This window comes from Rhodopirellula sp. MGV, from assembly GCF_002251265.1.
GTDB lineage: Bacteria > Planctomycetota > Planctomycetia > Pirellulales > Pirellulaceae > Stieleria > Stieleria baltica_A.
Genome location: NZ_NPDI01000002.1, coordinates 98,634 through 116,083 on the forward strand (window position 1 = coordinate 98,634; position 17,450 = coordinate 116,083).

Genomic DNA, 17,450 nt, shown 5'->3' on the forward strand with positions numbered 1-17,450 from the left:
CTAACTTGCTGTCGCTGGCTCTGGTTCAGTCGTATCCGATGATGTGTCAGCATCCGTTGCTGGGGTTTCATCGCTGCCTTCCGTGTCGTCTTCCGCTTCAACAGATGCTTCTATTTCGTTGGGCGAAACCGATTCATCGTTCTCGCCGGTGTCACGTTTCGCTCGCAGGATGAACTTGCCGTCTTTGACGCTGATGTCTTCAAACTTCTTGAGGAACTCCGCGTTTTCCGGCTGCTTGCTGAACTCTTTGGCCAAGTTCTCGCCACGCATACCTTCCATAAAGGGTTCGGGAACTGGCTCGCCGTTGACTTCGGCCTTTTGCATCCGAACGTTCAGCTCGCCGTTTTCCATCGACACATCAAATGTTCCCGAGCCGTTGAAATATCGGCCCGATCCCATTGGCAGCCCGTCCAGCGGCATACTGACGTCACCGCGGACCTGATCGTCTTCAATCCGTACGAATACCTTGCCTTTTAATTTCTCGTCTGCCGAGATCCATGCGTTGATATCGTCCGCCGTCAATTCGAGATCTTGTTCGGGCGTCTCACCAGCATTCAGCTTTTGTCGAAATCCTTCAATGCGGTTCTTCAGCGTCTTCATCTCTTCGTCGCTGTACTCAACCGTTTTCAGATCCATTGGTTCGGTCGATGTGTATTGATCACGCACGTTGGTGAAAAACATCCACGCCCCAACACCGGCACAGATACAAGCGGCGGCGAATAAGCCCCCTGCGATCAGACAGCCGATCAGGCAGCCTTTACCGGTGCCAGAACGCTGGATTTGGACCGGCTCATCGGTAAATTGAGGTTCAAATGCGTTTGACATCGAGACGAATCCCTTCACGAGGTAATCGAGAGTTTGCTGTGCCGTGAATCTGGCGTAGACAGAGAATTCGGCGCTGACAGAAATGCCATACGACGTCTGTCCGACAGTTCGCTCTGTTTTACCGCAAACTCGTCTCAAGAGATATCCAGATCAATCCACGCCAATCCGCAGACTGGACGTGAAAGTATCGTCGAAAAAACGCTGGCGATTCTAAGTTTGTCAGGCGCTGCGGCTAAGCTGTGCGACGCCAGGCGACAATTGGTGCGCGTTACTTGCGTTCCGCCAACTCGACTGGCTGGCCGTTTGTAAAAGCGTCTTCAGCAAAGACTGCTCGGCAAGTTGCGAAACCAGTTCGGCCGCAGAGTCGACACCGTAGTGTTCCATGATGGACGCGCGGCGTCGGTCGACGGTACGTTCAGAAACTTTCAAGTCGTCCGCAATTTCGCGGTTCAACATTCCAATCACGATGCGCTCGGCAACCTGGTGCTCCTGTTCACTCAGGCGTTTGTCGATCGCGTTAAGAGTTTGCAGCCGCGTGCTCATCGTTTGGAACTGGCGGACTTCGTCGGTCACGTCGATCACGATATTGTGAAAGCGGACTTCGAGGTCGCTGGGGACAACGCGGTTGCGTCGCATTGACAAGATCCGCGACTGGCGGTCCGCACGAATCACGCTCATCAAGACATGAGTGGACGGACTGTCGCTGCCAATGCCCGCGAACTCATTGATCTGGCAATCCGGATTTAGGATCGCCGTTAGTGGTCGACCGATCAGGTTATCCGGATGGAAGCCGAGAACTTCCTGGACCGAGTCGCTGACTAATGTGATCACACCGGTGGCGTCTTGCGAAAAGAAGACGATTGGGGCCACGAAGTCGGTGATTCGTGGCAGATCTGATGTCGCTCCAATGTATGCCATGGCATTCCTCAATCGGCAGGCTTTCTCTCTACCAAGGAGGAGCAATGCTGATGGCCAGATCCCGCCGCTTAGCTACGGAACATTTGCGAAAAAAACGCCTTTCGCTTTCTCCAGAAGGTGCGTGTGGCTCTAGGGAGGGGTGTTGACGTGAGTTCAGAGGACCTCAGTGCCAGGAGGAGTCACCGGCGGCGTGTCTGTCTCAACGAAATGAGCGCAAGACTAAACACAAAGCGCGATCACGGTCGCGACGATGATCATCAATCCAACGCTGAACTTCCCCACCGTCCCAAACAGCTTGCCCAGGAATGCGGCTCTGCCCACGGTCCAGTTTTCACGCCAGTCTCGACCGTCAGTCCACTCGCCGTACATCGCGCCGGCTGCCGCACCGAGTCCGCCAAACAAGATGGCTGCGATCACTTGTCCAATGACAGGAACTGGCACTCCGATGATCCCACCAAAAATCGCACCCGCGAGCGATCCAACAATCGAGTAAATCGTCGACTTGGTACTCGCACCCGCTTTCTTGGCCCCAGCGGCTGACGCCATGAACTCGACGACTTCACCGAAAAACGCGATCGCAAAGGTGACGCCAAGTGTCACCAGCCCAATTGAAAGCCGGCCTGATTCAGGGCCAAGCCAAACCCACAATCCAATCATCACGACGCAAATCCAGTTGCCTGGCAATGTGATCAAATTGGTCAGCCAACTAACCACGCATGCCAGTACCAACCCCATTGCCGCAATCGGAACGCCGATGTCTGTCATCAGCGATGCCTCGGCAATTATGGCGGTTGATTCGGTTGGGAGTTGGATCACGTTGATTAGTACTGGAACGCTTCGAGGTCTTCTTTCGGCGCCGGTTGATAACCCAACGGTTCCATACTGCTACCGGCGCGGCCTTGGCTCAGGCTGCGAACGGCACTCGAGTAACCGAATAGTTCCTTCAGGGGCGCGTTTGCCGTGATCACTGTCATCGCACCACGTGATTCCGTCGCCGCGATCAGGGCACGACGTTGTTGCAAGTCACCGACTAGCTCGCCCATGTATTCATCCGGCGTGGTGACTTCAACCTTCATTACCGGTTCCAACAAAACCGGGCCAGCTTCGTGCAGTGCCTTGTCGAACGCGTCACCCGCTGCAATGCGGAATGCGATTTCGTCACTGCCTTCTTCGTGGACTTCGGCGTCATAGGCTTCGATTTTGATTCCCGACAATGGGAAACCGGCCAATACGCCGCCGCCTTCCGCTCGGTCACGCAGTTCTTGGATCGCCGCGGTTCGCACGTCATTGGACAGCGGGCAATCCGGCGGCAAACGATCGAATACCAGCGGCGCCGATGACGGATCGTCGGTCGGTTGCACGCGGACTTTCAATCGTGCGAACATTTGCGACGCGCCTATCTGGCGATTGCATGCACCGGTGATGTCCGCTTTGCCACCGATCGTCTCGCGATAGTTTACGCGCGGCTTATAGAACTTGACGTTCAAACCAAAGTCACGCGTCAGTCGGTGCTGAATCACTTCCAAGTGCAGTTCGCCCATCCCGCTGATCAGCGTTTGGCCAAGCTCTTCGTTATCAACCGCCTTGAAGGTCGGGTCTTGGCGTCGCAGCATGTCCAGCGTGTCTTCCAGTTTTTTGCGGTCGCCCGTGTTCTCGGGTTCGATCGCCATCGACAAGACGGTGTCGGCGAACTTGATGCTTGGAAGTTCGATCTGGTCCTTCGACGTATCGCACAACGTGTCACCGGTGATCGCGAAGCGTGGTCCAATCACACAGCAGATATCACCCGCACCGAGTGACTCGACTTGGCCGTCGCGTTCTTTCTTGGATGCGTGAATCTGCCACAGCTGCGCGACGTTTTCTTTCTTGTCACGGTTGGGGCAGTAAACACGCGAGTTCTGTTTCAGCGTGCCGCTATAGATTCGAATCCAGTAATTGTCGCCGGTCTTGGCTGGTTGGATTTTGAAGACCAGTGCGCTGAACGGTTCATTTGGATCAGGCTTGCGAACTTCCTTCTTCTCAGGCTTCTTCGGATCAAAGCCTTCAACCGGCGGACGATCGAGCGGGCTTGGTAGGTAATGCCCGACCGCGGTCATCAGCGGCTGAACGCCGATGCCGTGAAGTGCTGAACCGCAAAGGACAGGCTGAATCGTTTGGTCGATGCAGCCCTTGCGCAGTGCTTTGCGGATCATGTCGACGGGGATTTCCTGATCTTCCATGACCAATGCCATGGCGTGTTCGTCGATTTCGCAGATCGTTTCCAAAAGCTGTTCGCGCCACAGCAGCGCGTCGTCCATCAGTTCCTCGGGGATCTCGGTCTCGGTAACCGCTTTGCCTTCGGTTTCAGGATCGAACTGCAGGGCTTTCATGTCGACCAAGTCGATGACACCGCGGAAGGGATCGTTGACGTGCGCCGGGCCTTGCCCCACGGGCAGTTCGATTGCGACGGGGCGTCCTCCCAAACGCGGTTCGATGTCGTTGAAGACCGATTCAAAATCGGCTCCTTCGCGGTCCATCTTGTTGATAAAGACGATCCGCGGAACGTGGTATCGATCAGCTTGTCGCCACACCGTTTCGCTTTGCGCCTCGACGCCTTCACGTGCCGAAAACACAACGACCGCGCCGTCGAGGACTCGCAAACAGCGTTCGACTTCGGCGGTAAAGTCGACGTGTCCGGGGGTATCCAGCAGGTTGATGTTGTGGTTTTCCCAGTGGTACTTCACACAGGCACTGAAGATCGTGATCCCGCGTTCTTGTTCTTCCGGATCGTCGTCGGTGTCGGTGGTACCGTGGTCGACGCGTCCGACGCGGTGCTTCGCCCCGCTCAGAAACAGCATCCGTTCGGTGACCGTCGTTTTGCCGGCATCGATGTGGGCGATGATTCCAATGTTGCGCAGTTTGGTAATGTCAGCGGACATGAGGGCAGATCAGCGAGCTGGATGGGAAATAGGAATTGGACCGAGGCCGCCATGTCGAAGGCGAATGCGTTGGTCGATTGTCTGGGATCAAAAAAACCGCGACACCGGCATGGGGATGCCGAGGTCGCGGTTGAATGTCTTTACAGTTGTGTCGCGTGGGTTGTGACCGGAAAACCGATCACCATGCGAAGTGCGAGAACGCCTTGTTGGCTTCGGCCATACGGTGCGTGTTTTCGCGTTTGGTGTAGGCAACGCCTTCTTTCTTGAAGCCGGACATCAGTTCGTCGGCCAGCTTCAGGTGCATTGGGCGACCTTTCTTGCTGCGAACAGCTTCCAAAATCCAGCGAATCGCCAGGCTTTGCTGACGAGCACGGTTCACTTGCATTGGAACCTGGTAGCTCGCACCACCGACTCGCTTGCTGCGAACTTCGATGTAGGGCTTAATGTTTTCAAGTGCTTGCTCGAAAACTTCGATTGGCTCTTGGCCTTCAGCCTCATCACGCTTGGAGATTTCTTCCAAGGCGTCATAGAAAACTTTCTGTGCGACGGTTTTTTTGCCGTCCAGCATCAGGCAGTTGATGAACTTGCTTGCCAACAGCGACCCGTGCCGCGGGTCACCTTTCATCTGCTTCTTACTTGCAGTGATCCGTCCCATATCAGATCTTTTCTAAACGTTTGCGTTGTGTCGGATGGTGAATTGTGAATGCGTTTGCGAACGCTGGCAAAGAATTACTTCTTCGCCCCGTAACGGCTGCGTGAACGCTTACGGCCGTCAACACCCAATGCGTCGCGGCTTCCGCGAACGACTTGGTAGCGAACACCTGGAAGGTCACGAATCCGACCACCGCGGACCAGGACGATCGAGTGTTCTTGAAGGTTGTGGCCTTCACCGGGAATGTAAACCGTGACTTCCTTCCCGTTGCTCAATTTGACCCGCGAGATCTTGCGAAGAGCCGAGTTAGGCTTTTTCGGTGTCATCGTCCGGACTTGCAAACACACCCCTTGCTTTTGGGGGCACTTCTCCAGAACGGGCGACTTACTTTGTCTGCGTTTGGTTTTGCGTCGTTTTCGGACGAGTTGGTTGATCGTTGGCATGAGGTTGGATTGGTAGTTATTCCGTACGTTTTCCGTGTTTCGAAGCGTGCAAGTATCGGGCCAATCCCGTTGGTGTCAAGGCCTGATTCACGGTAAGCTCTCAGTATGACAATTCTCACACTTGAATCGACTTGCGACGAGACCGCGGCAGCCGTAATTTCCGACTCCGGGGCCGTTTTGGGACAGTGTATCGCGACGCAAGAAACCTTGCATGAGCGCTTCGGGGGGGTCGTCCCCGAGGTCGCCGCACGGGCCCACTTGGAACGAATCCTGCCCGTCATTGACACCGCCATCGTTAAATCTGGTGTGTCGGTCGATGATTTGTCCGCAATCGCGGTCGCCGACCGTCCCGGACTTGCCGGTTCCTTGTTGGTCGGCGTTGTCGCTGCCAAAACTTTGGCCGTTGCCTGGCAAAAGCCACTCGTTTCGATCAATCACCTGCACGCTCACCTGTACGCCTGCCAAATGGCCAGCGAGGAAGCGGTCTATCCATCCATCGGCTTGGTCGTCAGCGGCGGGCACACCAGTCTCTATCACTGCACCAGTCCCCTCGACCTCGAATACCTCGGTGGCACAATCGATGACGCCGCTGGCGAGGCCTTCGACAAGGTCGGCGCGATGTTGGACCTCGGGTTCCCCGGTGGCCCCGCCGTCAGCAAACTGGCCCAGCAAGGCAACCCCAAGGCGCACGATTTCCCACGCTCGATGATCGGCGCACCCGATTATCGGTTCAGTTTCAGCGGGCTGAAAACCGCCGTCCGCTACACGATCGCACCACCGCCTGCCAAAACCGTCTCGGCCAGTCACCTAGACCAGCAAGCCAAAGCCGATATCTGTGCCTCATTCCAAGCGGCCGTCGTCGCCGTTCTGGTCCGTAAAAGCACGCGTGCGGTCAAGGAATACAAAACATCGCACTTGATCGTCGGAGGCGGTGTCGCGGCCAACCCGGAACTGCGTCGCCAATTGCAAGCCGCCGCCGACAAGCACGGTTTCCGTTTGGTCATCGCCCCACCAGAACTGTGTACCGACAACGCGGCGATGGGAGCGATCGCGCTGGAGAAAGTCCGTCGTGGCGAATACGCAGAACTGGATCTCGACATCACCGCCGGGCTGCAACGCGGTTATTAGTCGTCACACGTGGCGATTCAACGCGGCAGCCACGTGTTCAAGCGGCTTTATTTCACGCAGCGGTAAACGAACGCCGGAGGCAGATTCCGCCACACGGTGTGCGAACGTCCGACGTCTTGAAAGCTGGAACGCAAGAGCTGCGAAAATCGTCGTCCGGCAGGCAGCACGACGCCCTGCCAATAGGCGAACGTCGCGAAACGTGCCCCGGGGGCCATGCGGTTGAGTGTGACGTTCATGATTTCGCGTTGTAGCGAATCAGGAAACGATGCCCACGGCAATCCACACAGCACCGCGTCAACTTCGCCAATGCCCGCCGCGTCACAGATCGCGTCCAGGTTGGTCACACTGTCTTCGACGATGTTTGCTTGCGGGCAACGCTGCCGTGCGATCGCGACCATCTCGGGGCTGCGTTCGATCGCCACGAACTTGGCGTCCGGGTGCAATCGTTTGAGCACGCCTTCGGTGAACACCCCCGTGCCCGGTCCGAACTCCACCACCCCGCGGACCGACGACCAGTCAAAACTGTCGACCATTGCCTGGACCAAGCCAGGGCTGCTCGGGGCGATCGCGCCGACTTTGGTGGGGTTCTTGGCAAACTCTTTCAGGAATGCGATCGAATCTTTCAAGCGTTTGCCTACCGATGGGAATGCGTCTAGATGCGGCCAGTCTGGCGTGCGTGACCCCAGGTGCCGTGGTCACAACTTGAGAACATTCGTTTCAGACGTCAACCTATAGGCAAACGCCACCAGATTTTCCTGCAAGTTTTTCAGCCGGTTCCTGCATGCCCTCGGTCACCCAGCTCGTCACCTCGCTCGACAAGCCACTTGATCCCGTCGCGATCTTTCAGCGGCTGGCTCCGCTCGGCCGGCGTGTGTGGTTGGATTCATCGGCTGGGGAACCGGAAACTGAAAAAGCAGACAAGCAAGCTACCGAAGTCGGCCTGAACCTGAACCCGCACGCGCGCTACTCGTTCTTGACCGCCGACCCGATCCTCGAACTGGTCGCACACGTTGACGACCCCGATCCCTGGCCCGCACTCAGTCAGCTTGCCGCGCGATTACCTGACAGCCGACTGACACCGCGCTGCCTGGTCGAAGCGGACGGCTCTTGTAGCGGCGAGGATTCGCTGCCTCCATTCCAAGGCGGTCTGGTGGGCATCATCGGCTACGAAGCGTCACGCTGGATCGAGCCGCAAGAACTGGCGACCTGCCACCTCAACCAACAAGACGACTTGCCGACGCCCGCGATGTCGTTCGGCGTGTTCGACTGGACGATCGCGATCGATCACTTCACCCATCGAGCTTGGTTGATCTGCCAAGGCTGGGATCGTGACATGTTCGCTGGCGATCTGGCAGACGCACCGCCGACTTTGTCGACCGAGCAACTCGCACAGAACGCATCCGAACGCCGCGATCAAATCCTTGCCTTGTTGAACGACGAATGGTGTGAGGCCGCGACTCCCGATTCGCAAGCCAACGAAACAGGTGAGACTTACACCGTGCCAATCACCAGCAACTTTGCCGAAGGCGAGTTCTGTGAAGCGGTAGAACAGATCGTCGCTGGGATCCGCAATGGCGATTCGTTCCAAGTCAACTTGGCCCAGCGATTGACCGCTCCGGAGAACGTCTTGCCGGAGCAGCTTTATTTGTCGCTTCGTCAAGCCAACCCTGCGCCGCAGTCGGGCTTTTATGACGGCGGCAGCTTTCACGTGCTCAGTTCCTCCCCGGAAGGCTTTTTGCAAATCCGCGACAGCCACGTGTCAACTCGCCCGATCAAAGGCACACGGCCAAGGACGGGCGATGAAGCCGTCGACCGACGGTATGGCGAAGAGCTGTTGGCCAGTGAAAAGGACCGCGCCGAAAACATCATGATCGTGGACCTGATGCGCAACGACCTTTCGCAGGTTTGCACCGACGAAAGCGTTCGGGTGTCGCAGCTTTGCCAGCTCGAACGGTACGAATGTGTGCAGCATTTGGTGTCCGTTGTCGAAGGCGACTTGCGGCCCGAATCCAGCATTGTCGATTGTCTCCGAGCCTGTTTCCCTGGCGGCAGTATCACGGGAGCGCCGAAGATCGAAGCGATGAAGATCATTGCCCGGCTGGAGCCCAACCCGCGCGGGCCGTACTGTGGCTCGATGGGCTACATCAGCTGTTCGGGGCAAGCAGACTTTAACATTCTGATTCGCACCATCACCGCAACCGGCGGCCAGCTGCAAATACCCGTCGGCGGCGGCATCACGGCACGCAGCGAGCCGGCGGCCGAAGAGGCCGAAACCTGGGCGAAAGCGGAGGGAATGCTCCGTTCGCTAGGCCCGTATTCGATCATCAAGCGGCAGCTGTCCGAGTCCGGCGGGGCGTAAAACGCTCGTAAAAGGCCGGTTTTCGCGGGTGAGTCGCTCGGGAAGCGGACTGGGCGCCGGGAAATCTGCCGAAACGACTTCCGCGAGCACCATCAATTTGCTAAAACCTCGCCCGTCGCAGGCAAATCATCCAACTTGCCCACGCGACGATGACCAAGCGTCATCAACCAATCGCGAGCGTTCCCATCTACAACCAGCCGGAACGCTCACCAAGCGAAACGCCCCTATAGCTCAGTTGGTAGAGCAACTGACTCTTAAAGCTTTCGGGATTTTCTTTAGCCCCGTATTTCCCGCGTTTCAGCACTTAGGGCAACCGCTCCAAAAGCGAAAAACGGTTGTAGTTTGTGGTCTTTGGTTGTAGCGGTTGTAGTCACTTTTGCGTGAGTCGCAATCAGTGCTACTGGATCATTGAGCAATTGGGTGAAATTTTGGCTGATCGAAGTCCTCGCCCCCTGCTTCAAAGAGCTTTCGAAGGCTGCTCCAAATTCGCTCCTTTGCATCTTCTTGTAATTGCTCAGGCAGTGAATTCGCAAGGCGGTAGTAGGGCTTTACCGTGATGCGGCTTACCTTGAGGGGCGTACGGTGTTCGCCAATTCGGGAAATCAATTCAGGTGAGTTCAGGACGGCTAGTCGATGAATAAAGCGGTCGAGGTCTTCACGCAGGTCATCGTAAATGAAGTCTTGAAGGTTTTCAGCTGAGCCTTTGTGATATAGGTGCTCGAATTCGACATACCGCAAGTGTGACGTGACCGTCTTGCCATACAATTCACAACACTGTTCCCGTGCTTCATCAAGCTCTGCCGCGTCACTGTCGCTTGGGCTTTGGTTCTGTCGCTCGATGATTCGGACCATTGTCGATGCAGCACTTGTGAATTTCTCAAGCTGCTCGTCGTATTCCTTTCTGCTGTCCTGCAGCATCTTGAGCGTTGTAGCCGCTGCAGAAGCTATCTCTGAGTTCAGTTTTTTGACTTCCGGAAGAAGCTTGTAAAATCGCTCAACAAGCAAATAAGCGTTACCTGCGACTGTTACGATAAAAACAACAATCGCAAGGAACCCTAACAAGCCTGGTTCGCCTAGCTTTTCCCAGAAAGGGCCGGACATGAACTTACTTCCTCAGGACATTTTCCAAGTCACCAATAACGCGATCGCAGTTATCATCGCTAGCGCGTTTTGCCCGAATCTGGGCAGGGGTCATGTTGGTGGTTAAGCCGAGAGTCTGTGTCGCTCGCTCAATTTTTGAGCCAAAAGCGTTTTCAAAGCGGCGGTAAAGTTCGTCCGCCTCGGCTTGTGTTAACTTTCGGTCCAGCAGTTCTTCTGCGGCAGCGATGAGCTTTTGCTTAATCTCGTACGACATGAAGTTCTCCAAAAGGTGATGGGCACGATCTAGCTGCCAGTGGTGCATTTTTACTGCATTTCGCTGACATGCAAACATGTTGCCGGGTCGGAAGTCACACTGCCGGCAATTGCGTGGAAGGGTATACACATACTTCTGGTGGCCGGCAAGGCGTGATGTCGTCGCGCGGCCTTCGGCCATCCTGGGTGACAGTTACCAGCCGCCCAGCGTCGTGATTCAATTTCTGTCGACCAGTGTCGACCGTGGTCGACAGTCGACACTTGCGGCTAAAACCCCGTAAAAACAGGGGAAGTGTCGACCGGTGTCGACGGATTTAGCCGCTACGCCCACAAGCCGGTGCCAGCGTCGAAACGCCAGCTACCGGCCTGCGGTGGGTTAGGTTGTTTGTCCACAATTGTGGACATTTCGGACGTCTACCGGGCGAATGCGAACAACGCACACGCCGCAGTTGCCCAGCGAAGGAGCTTCGGTCTTCTCGATGCCGCCTCCTGGGCCTGGGCAAGTCTTCTCGCTTCCGCCTCCCTGAACGCTTCGGTCTTCGTGAGGGCGTTCAAGAGGTCGCACGCCGCCATGACGTCAGCCAAGTCACGCCCGCTACCGAATTCGCCAAGGGCCGCTGCAGCGCGACGCAGGGCAAGGTGAGTCACCTCGTCGATGATGTCGCGAGAGTAAAGCGATTCGAGTTGGGCGTTGAGTGACGTTCCAGCCCCGCCGGTCGGTGCAACCATGCGGTGATGAATCCAGCCGACGAGGATCGGGAAAACCGATCGCCCGACCAGCAGCCCCAAGTGTGGTGCGCCGCTGTGCCGGTAGACGTGCATGGTGTTGATCGACGTGGCGACGTAAATGCGGGTCCGTTCATCGCGTTGGTCGCGGGTGAATTGAATTGATCTTCTGTTCTTTGCTTTTGGTGCGGTGATCGTGGTCATTGGAATATCAGTTGTTTGAATTGGTTGTTGTTGGGTGATTTGCGCACAATTGTGCGCAGTTGGTTTTGTGCCCCATGGGACACATTTAAGGTGTCAGGATTCTGACTCCTTGCACTACGCCGCAACGCAGCGTCTTCTCGACTTCGTGCAAGCTCGCTGCCTGAACCGGCAAAGAATCTGGTCGGCGGACTCCAGCATCGAATCGGAACCGGCACGGCAGTACCGGGTGAGCGGGCCATCGCTTTTGATGACTGCACCGGATGACACCAATCGCTCGAGCGTGCTACGGGTGTCCGCCTGTTTGCGGCTCAACCGTGTCTTGATCTCGGTGATAGACAGCGATCGCTTGGCGAGAATCGCAAGGACGTCAGATTCGACGTCTGCATCGGCACTGCATCCACGTTGACGCACCAGACGACAACGTTCGGCGATTTCTTCCGGCGTCGGATCACCAGGGGCAGGCAGGTCGAATGCGAGCTCCCGAATCCGATCGAAGTCACGCACACGGATGTGAGACGCCTTGGCGATCATCACGGGCTTGATTTGACCGCGACGAATGAAGTTCATCAAAGTGCCGGTGCCGACTCCGCACGACTCCGCAGCTTGTTCAAAGCGTTGGAGCCCCTTTAACCGTGCCGATGGTGTCGCGGTGGGCGTTTCACTTCGCACCACGTCGCGGTGGGCCTGGGCTGCCGTCAATCGTGTGATCGTCGGCAGGTCATCGCGGTGGATCGCCCGGTGCGGCCATCCTTCAACCGCATGGGCGGTGATCTGGCCGCGATCGAGGAGGCGATTGACTACGCGACGATGAACGCCGCATTGCTGGGCCGCCGTCGCGATGGAAACGAACGGGGCGGGCAACTTGTGAAGTTGCGTGGTTGTAACTTGGGACACTGGGATTTGCTCCCTGCACTCAGGTTCGGAGTGCGCACGATTCAGTCCAGCGACACGCTTCAAAAGCCGGGGTCTAACTCCCGACCGGATGGGGCTTTGCTATCCGCACAATTGCGGGTCAGTGCTCTGCGCACCGTCCACGCATCGCTGGACTGAATCATTTCCTGATCGTCAAGAGGTTAGACTTAGGCTTCGTCATCGCCGGGGTGAACAACCGGTCGATCAAGTCGTGATTGTTTTGAAGCAATCGCAACGGCCTGACAGAGACAACAATGTGCCTGATCGGTTCGAAAACGTCAAGCTCGATCCGCCGGGGTGGTCAGGGTCGAAGTCGACCGACTTGCCGGAGACGCCGAATGCTCTGCCGGCTTGGTCACGGGCATCGCCTTTTGAGCCCTCCGGTAAATTTACCGGAGGGCTGTCTGTGTGTTGGTTAACCCCCGACATCATCCGCTCCTTGGCCTGCTCTTCGTAAAGATCACGAGCACGACCGGCGATTCTATTTATGGTGATTCCCATAATTAGATGCCTTTGTGGTCGACGGGGATTCCCATAGACGTGGTGGGAGTTGTTAAACCCGATGGTCAGGCCGTCGTCTTTTCGCAAGTCGGTACTGGGCTTCGCTCGCCAGATGCAAACTAGAGTTTTCTAGTTTGGGTCGCCTCCGTGGGTGAACCGTGACGTCGAGCTAAAACCCTCGGCGGGTGAAGGGTTTTTTACCTTCACTTGACCGACGAAAAGCGTCGAGCAACTCATCGAACCCATCACGGGCAAGACGGCGGAGCAGATAGTCGGAACCACGCTCGCCGGAAAAGGTAGTGTCGCTACCTTTCTCGATAGACTCCTTTGATGGTCGCCCCTGCTTCATCGCAGGATTCGCCCTAGCCTCCTGCACCGCGATGCACTTCGACGGGACAACGTGTAGGCTTTGCTGTTGCCCTTTGCTTGTGGAACCTCGGTTACATTGTCACCGAGGTCTGACCGCCTGCCTGGCTTCTTCATCGCGTCACGAAACCCTAAAGCAGCTTTAGGGTTTTCACCTTCGGATCACCCGCGAAACCAACTCGGCATCGTGTAGTGATCTTCTTCGATATCACCGCCCAGGTCGTACTCGTCGATCGACTCATTCCATTCTCGGAACGCCGCATCCTCTCGTCGGCGTTTCACGGCTCTGCCGTCGATGTCGGCTTCACCGCGTTGTATCGCTGCGATCGCTTCTTCGATCTCGTCAGGCGTCGGCGTGTACGGCAGTCGCGTCTCGGTGGAGACGTAGAACGATTCGCTTGGAATCCCAATCAGGTCGCAAGCATCCTCGATGCTCCACTGGGCCACGCGAACCAGATAGTTCGCTTCAAGGATCATGTTGTAACGCGATGAGCAAAACGTTTCCGGTTGCGGTGCAGCGATGGATAGTCCGCTCAAACCGAACCCCCCACGTCCAGCCTCTCAATAGCTTCTTCCAACCGACTGAGCAGCCGGTTGCTTTCGTGGATCGCCTTTGTTGCTTCGACTGCCGCCTGTTTGTGTGCGGTGGCAAGGGCCATCCTTTGCGTATGCTCGTTCGCCTGCTTCTGTGCCGCCGCGTTCTGGGCCTTAGCGATCATCTGATACTCTTCGCGACTGCCTTTGCCAATCGTCGGCGGTAACTCAACTTTGATCTCTTGCGATTGGCGGAAATCCTTAGCAACATTCCCCGCCGCCGCGTTGAAAGTCCTTTGATCGAGCAAACCGGACTGCCGCATGGTCTCCAACCGCGTCAACTCGTCCGTGATTCGCTGAATCGGGCTCCGAACAGATTCGGCCACCCGCTTCGCTTCGTCGGCAAGGCTTTTGCGTTCGCCGAGAATCGAGTCCCGTCGCTGCTTGGTCAAGTCAAGCTGCTTGTTTACAAGCTCTACTCGGCGTTTTTCAGCCGCCTCGATTTCGCGCAGAACCTGACGCTCTTTTTGCTGATGGGCGAGGTTGAGCAACTGCGTTTTTGTTGCCCCCTGGGCAATCAGCTTTTCACGCTCACGGTCAGTCTCGGAAAGCTTTCGAAGTCGCTGTTCTTCTCGCAAAAGGTCGTTCGCCCGCTCCATTGTGTCGAGCGTGGACTGCGCAACTCTCGCTTTCGCTGTTTCTTGTTCCAGCAACCACCGATTGAGCTTGCCTCGTTCGATGTCATTCCCGCCACCGCGGCTCGTCGTGTAAGCGTTCTGGGCTCTTGCTGCTGCCGTCGCTGCGGTCGCTGCACCTTTAAGTGATGCCTCTGCTTTCGCGGTCGCCACTGCGAACTCCTCCGCCGTCGAAGTCGTCGCTTCCAAAGCGTAGTCGATGGCGATAACCGATCCCGCCGCAAGTGCGAGCCCGCCAAGTGCCTTGACCCAGCCGCCTGGGCCCAGCACGGAATTGAGGGCCAGTTGAGCCTTCGTCCAGTTTTTGACCGCTGCTGTGATCCGCTGCACGACGGTGACGAGCTTGCTGACGACGACAACGGAAGGGCCAACCGATCCGACGAACAGCATCATGTTCCGCTGTCCTCGGCTCAGCGAGTTAGCCCAGTCCCGTGTTCGTTCGATCGAGTTGGCCAGCGAGGTTGATGCCATCCGTACCGCTGGGTGAAACTTCGCCTGGAAGTCCATCGCGGTGACTTCGACGACGTTTTGCAACCTTGCGATTGCGCCACCAGTTGACTGTGCCAGCCTTTCGTTCATGCCGAAAAATCGCCCACCCGCGCTCGTCGCGTTATCCATCGCTGTTTCAACCATCGCTAACGAGATTTCGCCTCTCGCCATCGCGGACGTCAAGTCATCCATCGAACGCCCAGTGTCTTTGGCGATTTGCTGAAGTGGGTTGAATCCGGCGTTGACGAATTGACGGACCTCCTCACCCATAAGCTTGCCCTTGGCGGTCACCTGGGCATACGCAAGTGACAAGCTTTGCATGGCATCTGCGTTGCCAGCCGAGATCGCCGAAAGCTGTCCTACTCGCTTCGTTACGCCATCGGCGCGAACTCCATAGGCAAGCATCGCTTGGGCCGCACGCTGCAACTCCGGCAGGCCATAGATGGGTGAATCGGCGTCGAGACGTTTCAAGTCGTTTAGGATTCGTTTGGCCTTCTCGGCTGAACCGGTGAAGACTTCGAATTGAATCGCTGTCTGTTCGAGGCCCAGTGCAGTTGATCCCGCTCGCTTGAAAACCCCGAGAGCACTGCTCACGCCGCGATAGGCCAACGTCACAACGCCCGCCTTCACGGCAAGCTCTCGCAACGATTCGGACTGCCGCCGGTTCGCAAACTGGGCCTGTTTCGACGCCTGCGCGGCGGTCCGCATCTCGGCAGAAAGCATCTGACTCGCGCGATGATAATTCGCTGCCGATACCCGCCCCGCCTGGTACTCCGAGCTCAATTCGCGCATCTGCGTGGAAAGCTTATGCGCCGCTGGTGCTGCACGATCGAGAACCGCTTGCACCCGCTGTTGCAAAGCTTCTTGCCGACGTGCCGCCTCGGCTGCTCCCGAAGCTTCGTCCTTCGCTCGCTTCGTTTCTTCTTTGACTTTGGCGAGTGCCCGTGTGTATTCCTCTTGGGTAATCTTGCCATTGCGTAGCGCCGTGTGCAGGTCACGAAACTGACCTTTAGCCGTCTCGATAACCGGAGTCGTCGAAGCAATCAGACCTTTGATTCGGTTAAAAGACTGGTCAACCCGCTTAGAAGCTTCGGACTGCTCTCCATATCGCTTGTTGATTGCCGCCAAACCTCGCTCGTACTCTTCCGCAGTGATGGCCCCGGTGTGCCAAACATTTCCAAGCGACTCCTGGGCCTGTTTGGCTTTGTCGCTCGCTGTCGCGGTCGATCGCAAGATGCCATTGATGCGGCTCACGTCGCCACGCACGACACGGACGGCGTTGGACACGCCCTCGGTGGACGCATTGATGCGGAGAGTTAGGGCATTCAGGTTTGTCATCGTTTCATTCCGTTTTTTGTTTTTCTGTGCGGTTTCCGGCGTTTTTCGTTACGATTCCGCTCGTTTCAACAGGGTCAAAAGGGGGTCAGAACTACGTGAACACTTGCTCTCAAAAAAATCATTTTGCTGCACGCACGGACGGAAAGGGCCAACGATAGGTCGTGGCCATTCGACCCCCAGAAAAAAACGCCCCCCCCGGTACCCTGCTGCCCCTGGGTGGTCATGGTGGGGTGTGTGCGATAGGGACAGCGCCGTTCGACTGCGGTGACGACGCTGCCCCGATCAGGCCCAGCGACTACGGGTCGCCGTTCCGCGAAAGGTTGGTGTGGGTGACTCGCTAGAGACGGCGGATCGCCGCTTTGAGCTTTAGCAGTCGCAGCTTTCTGGCCGTGTCTGTGCTGCCACTGGACGACCGATTCGATGAAGAAGAAGCCGCCGTTCTAGCCCCGCGATTCGAAGGCCCCTTGGGGTCAATGATCTCGTCGCAGAAGCCATGCCGCTTAGCCTCGGTTGCACTAAAGACAGTTCCGTCGCTGGTGCCTTCAAGCCACTTTGTGATCTGAGCACGGCTCTTGCCAGTCTTGCGTTCGTAGATGTCGATGAGGTGTTCATCAATTGTGTCCAACCATTGGAGTGTGGAAAGGTGATCGTGACGGTTGCCCCAGGTGATCGTGCTTGCACGGTGAATGCCGAAGTCGCTGTTTTGAAACATCCGCATTCGGTCCCCGGCCAGCGCGATGTAAGACGCAGCGGAAAACGCAATGCCCTCGATCGTGGTGGTTACAGCCCTCGGATGTGCGGCCAGTGCGTTGAAGATCAGCAGCCCCGCGTAAACGTCGCCGCCAAACGAATTGATTCGGACGCTAACGTTCTTGTGCCGGTTGCGGTCCAGCATGTCCACAATCGTCTTTTCGGAAACGCCTTCGCCTGTGTACGGGTCTTCGCCGATCGTGTCGTAGACCTGGATTGAAAGATCGTCGGCGTTGTTTCGGATCTGGTATCGCTGCTGGTGTCCGTTCGGCTGCTTGCCGTCGCGGACGGTCTGTGGTACAGAGCGGAGGTTGAAAGGCCGGTAATGACTTCCCATTG

General features: G+C 56.8%; 16 protein-coding genes. 2 read left to right on the top strand and 14 right to left on the bottom strand.

The genetic code is table 11. The features are described 5' to 3' along the window. From CGZ80_RS01285 to rpsL, 6 genes are all read right to left on the bottom strand, one after another. Window positions 1-825 carry a hypothetical protein gene (locus tag CGZ80_RS01285; RefSeq protein WP_094410966.1) on the bottom strand — a complete coding sequence of 275 codons (825 nt, stop codon included), beginning with the start codon at window positions 823-825 and terminating at the stop codon, window positions 1-3. Between the two features lie 219 nt (window positions 826-1,044). Continuing rightward, window positions 1,045-1,743, bottom strand: a complete 699-nt coding sequence (locus CGZ80_RS01290) for a LuxR C-terminal-related transcriptional regulator (RefSeq protein WP_094410967.1) — start codon at window positions 1,741-1,743, stop codon at window positions 1,045-1,047. Window positions 1,744-1,962: 219 nt separating this feature from the next. Next, window positions 1,963-2,559 carry a DUF456 domain-containing protein gene (locus tag CGZ80_RS01295; protein ID WP_094410968.1) on the bottom strand — a complete coding sequence of 199 codons (597 nt, stop codon included), beginning with the start codon at window positions 2,557-2,559 and terminating at the stop codon, window positions 1,963-1,965. A 5-nt stretch (window positions 2,560-2,564) separates the two neighbouring features. Further along, window positions 2,565-4,661, bottom strand: a complete 2,097-nt coding sequence (fusA, locus tag CGZ80_RS01300) for an elongation factor G (RefSeq protein WP_094410969.1) — start codon at window positions 4,659-4,661, stop codon at window positions 2,565-2,567. Window positions 4,662-4,839: 178 nt separating this feature from the next. Beyond that, a complete protein-coding gene (gene rpsG / locus CGZ80_RS01305) occupies window positions 4,840-5,316 on the bottom strand; it encodes a 30S ribosomal protein S7 (protein ID WP_094410970.1) in 477 nt (158 codons plus the stop codon). 74 nt (window positions 5,317-5,390) lie between these two features. Further along, window positions 5,391-5,756: a 30S ribosomal protein S12 gene (rpsL, locus tag CGZ80_RS01310; RefSeq protein WP_094410971.1), complete on the bottom strand. Its 366-nt coding sequence runs from the start codon at window positions 5,754-5,756 to the stop codon at window positions 5,391-5,393. A 105-nt stretch (window positions 5,757-5,861) separates the two neighbouring features. Between rpsL and tsaD the strand changes: the two genes are divergently transcribed. Beyond that, on the top strand, window positions 5,862-6,884 hold the full coding sequence (gene tsaD / locus CGZ80_RS01315) for a tRNA (adenosine(37)-N6)-threonylcarbamoyltransferase complex transferase subunit TsaD (RefSeq protein WP_094410972.1): 1,023 nt from the start codon (window positions 5,862-5,864) through the stop codon (window positions 6,882-6,884). Window positions 6,885-6,931: 47 nt separating this feature from the next. Here tsaD and CGZ80_RS01320 read toward each other — a convergent pair whose 3' ends face one another. Continuing rightward, window positions 6,932-7,510: a class I SAM-dependent methyltransferase gene (locus tag CGZ80_RS01320; protein ID WP_233148160.1), complete on the bottom strand. Its 579-nt coding sequence runs from the start codon at window positions 7,508-7,510 to the stop codon at window positions 6,932-6,934. A 155-nt stretch (window positions 7,511-7,665) separates the two neighbouring features. Between CGZ80_RS01320 and CGZ80_RS01325 the strand changes: the two genes are divergently transcribed. After that, window positions 7,666-9,243 carry an anthranilate synthase component I family protein gene (locus CGZ80_RS01325; RefSeq protein WP_094410973.1) on the top strand — a complete coding sequence of 526 codons (1,578 nt, stop codon included), beginning with the start codon at window positions 7,666-7,668 and terminating at the stop codon, window positions 9,241-9,243. 405 nt (window positions 9,244-9,648) lie between these two features. Here the strand turns inward: CGZ80_RS01325 and CGZ80_RS01330 are convergent, their stop codons facing one another. The 7 genes from CGZ80_RS01330 to CGZ80_RS01375 all read right to left on the bottom strand — a co-directional run bounded on the left by CGZ80_RS01330 (window position 9,649) and on the right by CGZ80_RS01375 (window position 17,448). Then, complete coding sequence (locus CGZ80_RS01330) at window positions 9,649-10,305, bottom strand: hypothetical protein (protein ID WP_143543684.1); 657 nt, start codon at window positions 10,303-10,305, stop codon at window positions 9,649-9,651. Window positions 10,306-10,348: 43 nt separating this feature from the next. Further along, window positions 10,349-10,597, bottom strand: a complete 249-nt coding sequence (locus CGZ80_RS27475; protein ID WP_143543685.1) for a hypothetical protein — start codon at window positions 10,595-10,597, stop codon at window positions 10,349-10,351. A gap of 413 nt (window positions 10,598-11,010) precedes the next feature. Continuing rightward, complete coding sequence (locus CGZ80_RS01340; RefSeq protein ID WP_094410976.1) at window positions 11,011-11,526, bottom strand: hypothetical protein; 516 nt, start codon at window positions 11,524-11,526, stop codon at window positions 11,011-11,013. A 114-nt stretch (window positions 11,527-11,640) separates the two neighbouring features. Further along, on the bottom strand, window positions 11,641-12,420 hold the full coding sequence (locus CGZ80_RS01345; RefSeq protein WP_143543686.1) for a hypothetical protein: 780 nt from the start codon (window positions 12,418-12,420) through the stop codon (window positions 11,641-11,643). A 1,047-nt stretch (window positions 12,421-13,467) separates the two neighbouring features. Continuing rightward, on the bottom strand, window positions 13,468-13,842 hold the full coding sequence (locus CGZ80_RS01365; RefSeq protein ID WP_143543687.1) for a hypothetical protein: 375 nt from the start codon (window positions 13,840-13,842) through the stop codon (window positions 13,468-13,470). Continuing rightward, complete coding sequence (locus tag CGZ80_RS01370) at window positions 13,839-16,361, bottom strand: tape measure protein (protein ID WP_094410982.1); 2,523 nt, start codon at window positions 16,359-16,361, stop codon at window positions 13,839-13,841. Before CGZ80_RS01370 ends, CGZ80_RS01365 begins: the two co-directional genes overlap by 4 nt. 337 nt (window positions 16,362-16,698) lie before the next feature. Then, the gene (locus CGZ80_RS01375) at window positions 16,699-17,448 is read right to left on the bottom strand and encodes a head maturation protease, ClpP-related (protein ID WP_094410983.1); all 750 of its coding nucleotides are present in this window, start codon (window positions 17,446-17,448) and stop codon (window positions 16,699-16,701) included. Between the last annotated feature and the right edge of the window lie 2 nt (window positions 17,449-17,450).

Excerpts from the sequence above, each read along its gene's own strand:
- CGZ80_RS01285 (WP_094410966.1), bottom strand. The coding sequence starts at position 825 with ATGTCAAACGCATTTGAACCTCAATTTACCGATGAGCCGGTCCAAATC.
- CGZ80_RS01290 (WP_094410967.1), bottom strand. The coding sequence starts at position 1,743 with ATGGCATACATTGGAGCGACATCAGATCTGCCACGAATCACCGACTTC.
- fusA (WP_094410969.1), bottom strand. The coding sequence starts at position 4,661 with ATGTCCGCTGACATTACCAAACTGCGCAACATTGGAATCATCGCCCAC.
- rpsG (WP_094410970.1), bottom strand. The coding sequence starts at position 5,316 with ATGGGACGGATCACTGCAAGTAAGAAGCAGATGAAAGGTGACCCGCGG.
- rpsL (WP_094410971.1), bottom strand. The coding sequence starts at position 5,756 with ATGCCAACGATCAACCAACTCGTCCGAAAACGACGCAAAACCAAACGC.
- tsaD (WP_094410972.1), top strand. The coding sequence starts at position 5,862 with ATGACAATTCTCACACTTGAATCGACTTGCGACGAGACCGCGGCAGCC.
- CGZ80_RS01325 (WP_094410973.1), top strand. The coding sequence starts at position 7,666 with ATGCCCTCGGTCACCCAGCTCGTCACCTCGCTCGACAAGCCACTTGAT.
- CGZ80_RS27475 (WP_143543685.1), bottom strand. The coding sequence starts at position 10,597 with ATGTCGTACGAGATTAAGCAAAAGCTCATCGCTGCCGCAGAAGAACTG.
- CGZ80_RS01340 (WP_094410976.1), bottom strand. The coding sequence starts at position 11,526 with ATGACCACGATCACCGCACCAAAAGCAAAGAACAGAAGATCAATTCAA.
- CGZ80_RS01370 (WP_094410982.1), bottom strand. The coding sequence starts at position 16,361 with ATGACAAACCTGAATGCCCTAACTCTCCGCATCAATGCGTCCACCGAG.
- CGZ80_RS01375 (WP_094410983.1), bottom strand. The coding sequence starts at position 17,448 with ATGGGAAGTCATTACCGGCCTTTCAACCTCCGCTCTGTACCACAGACC.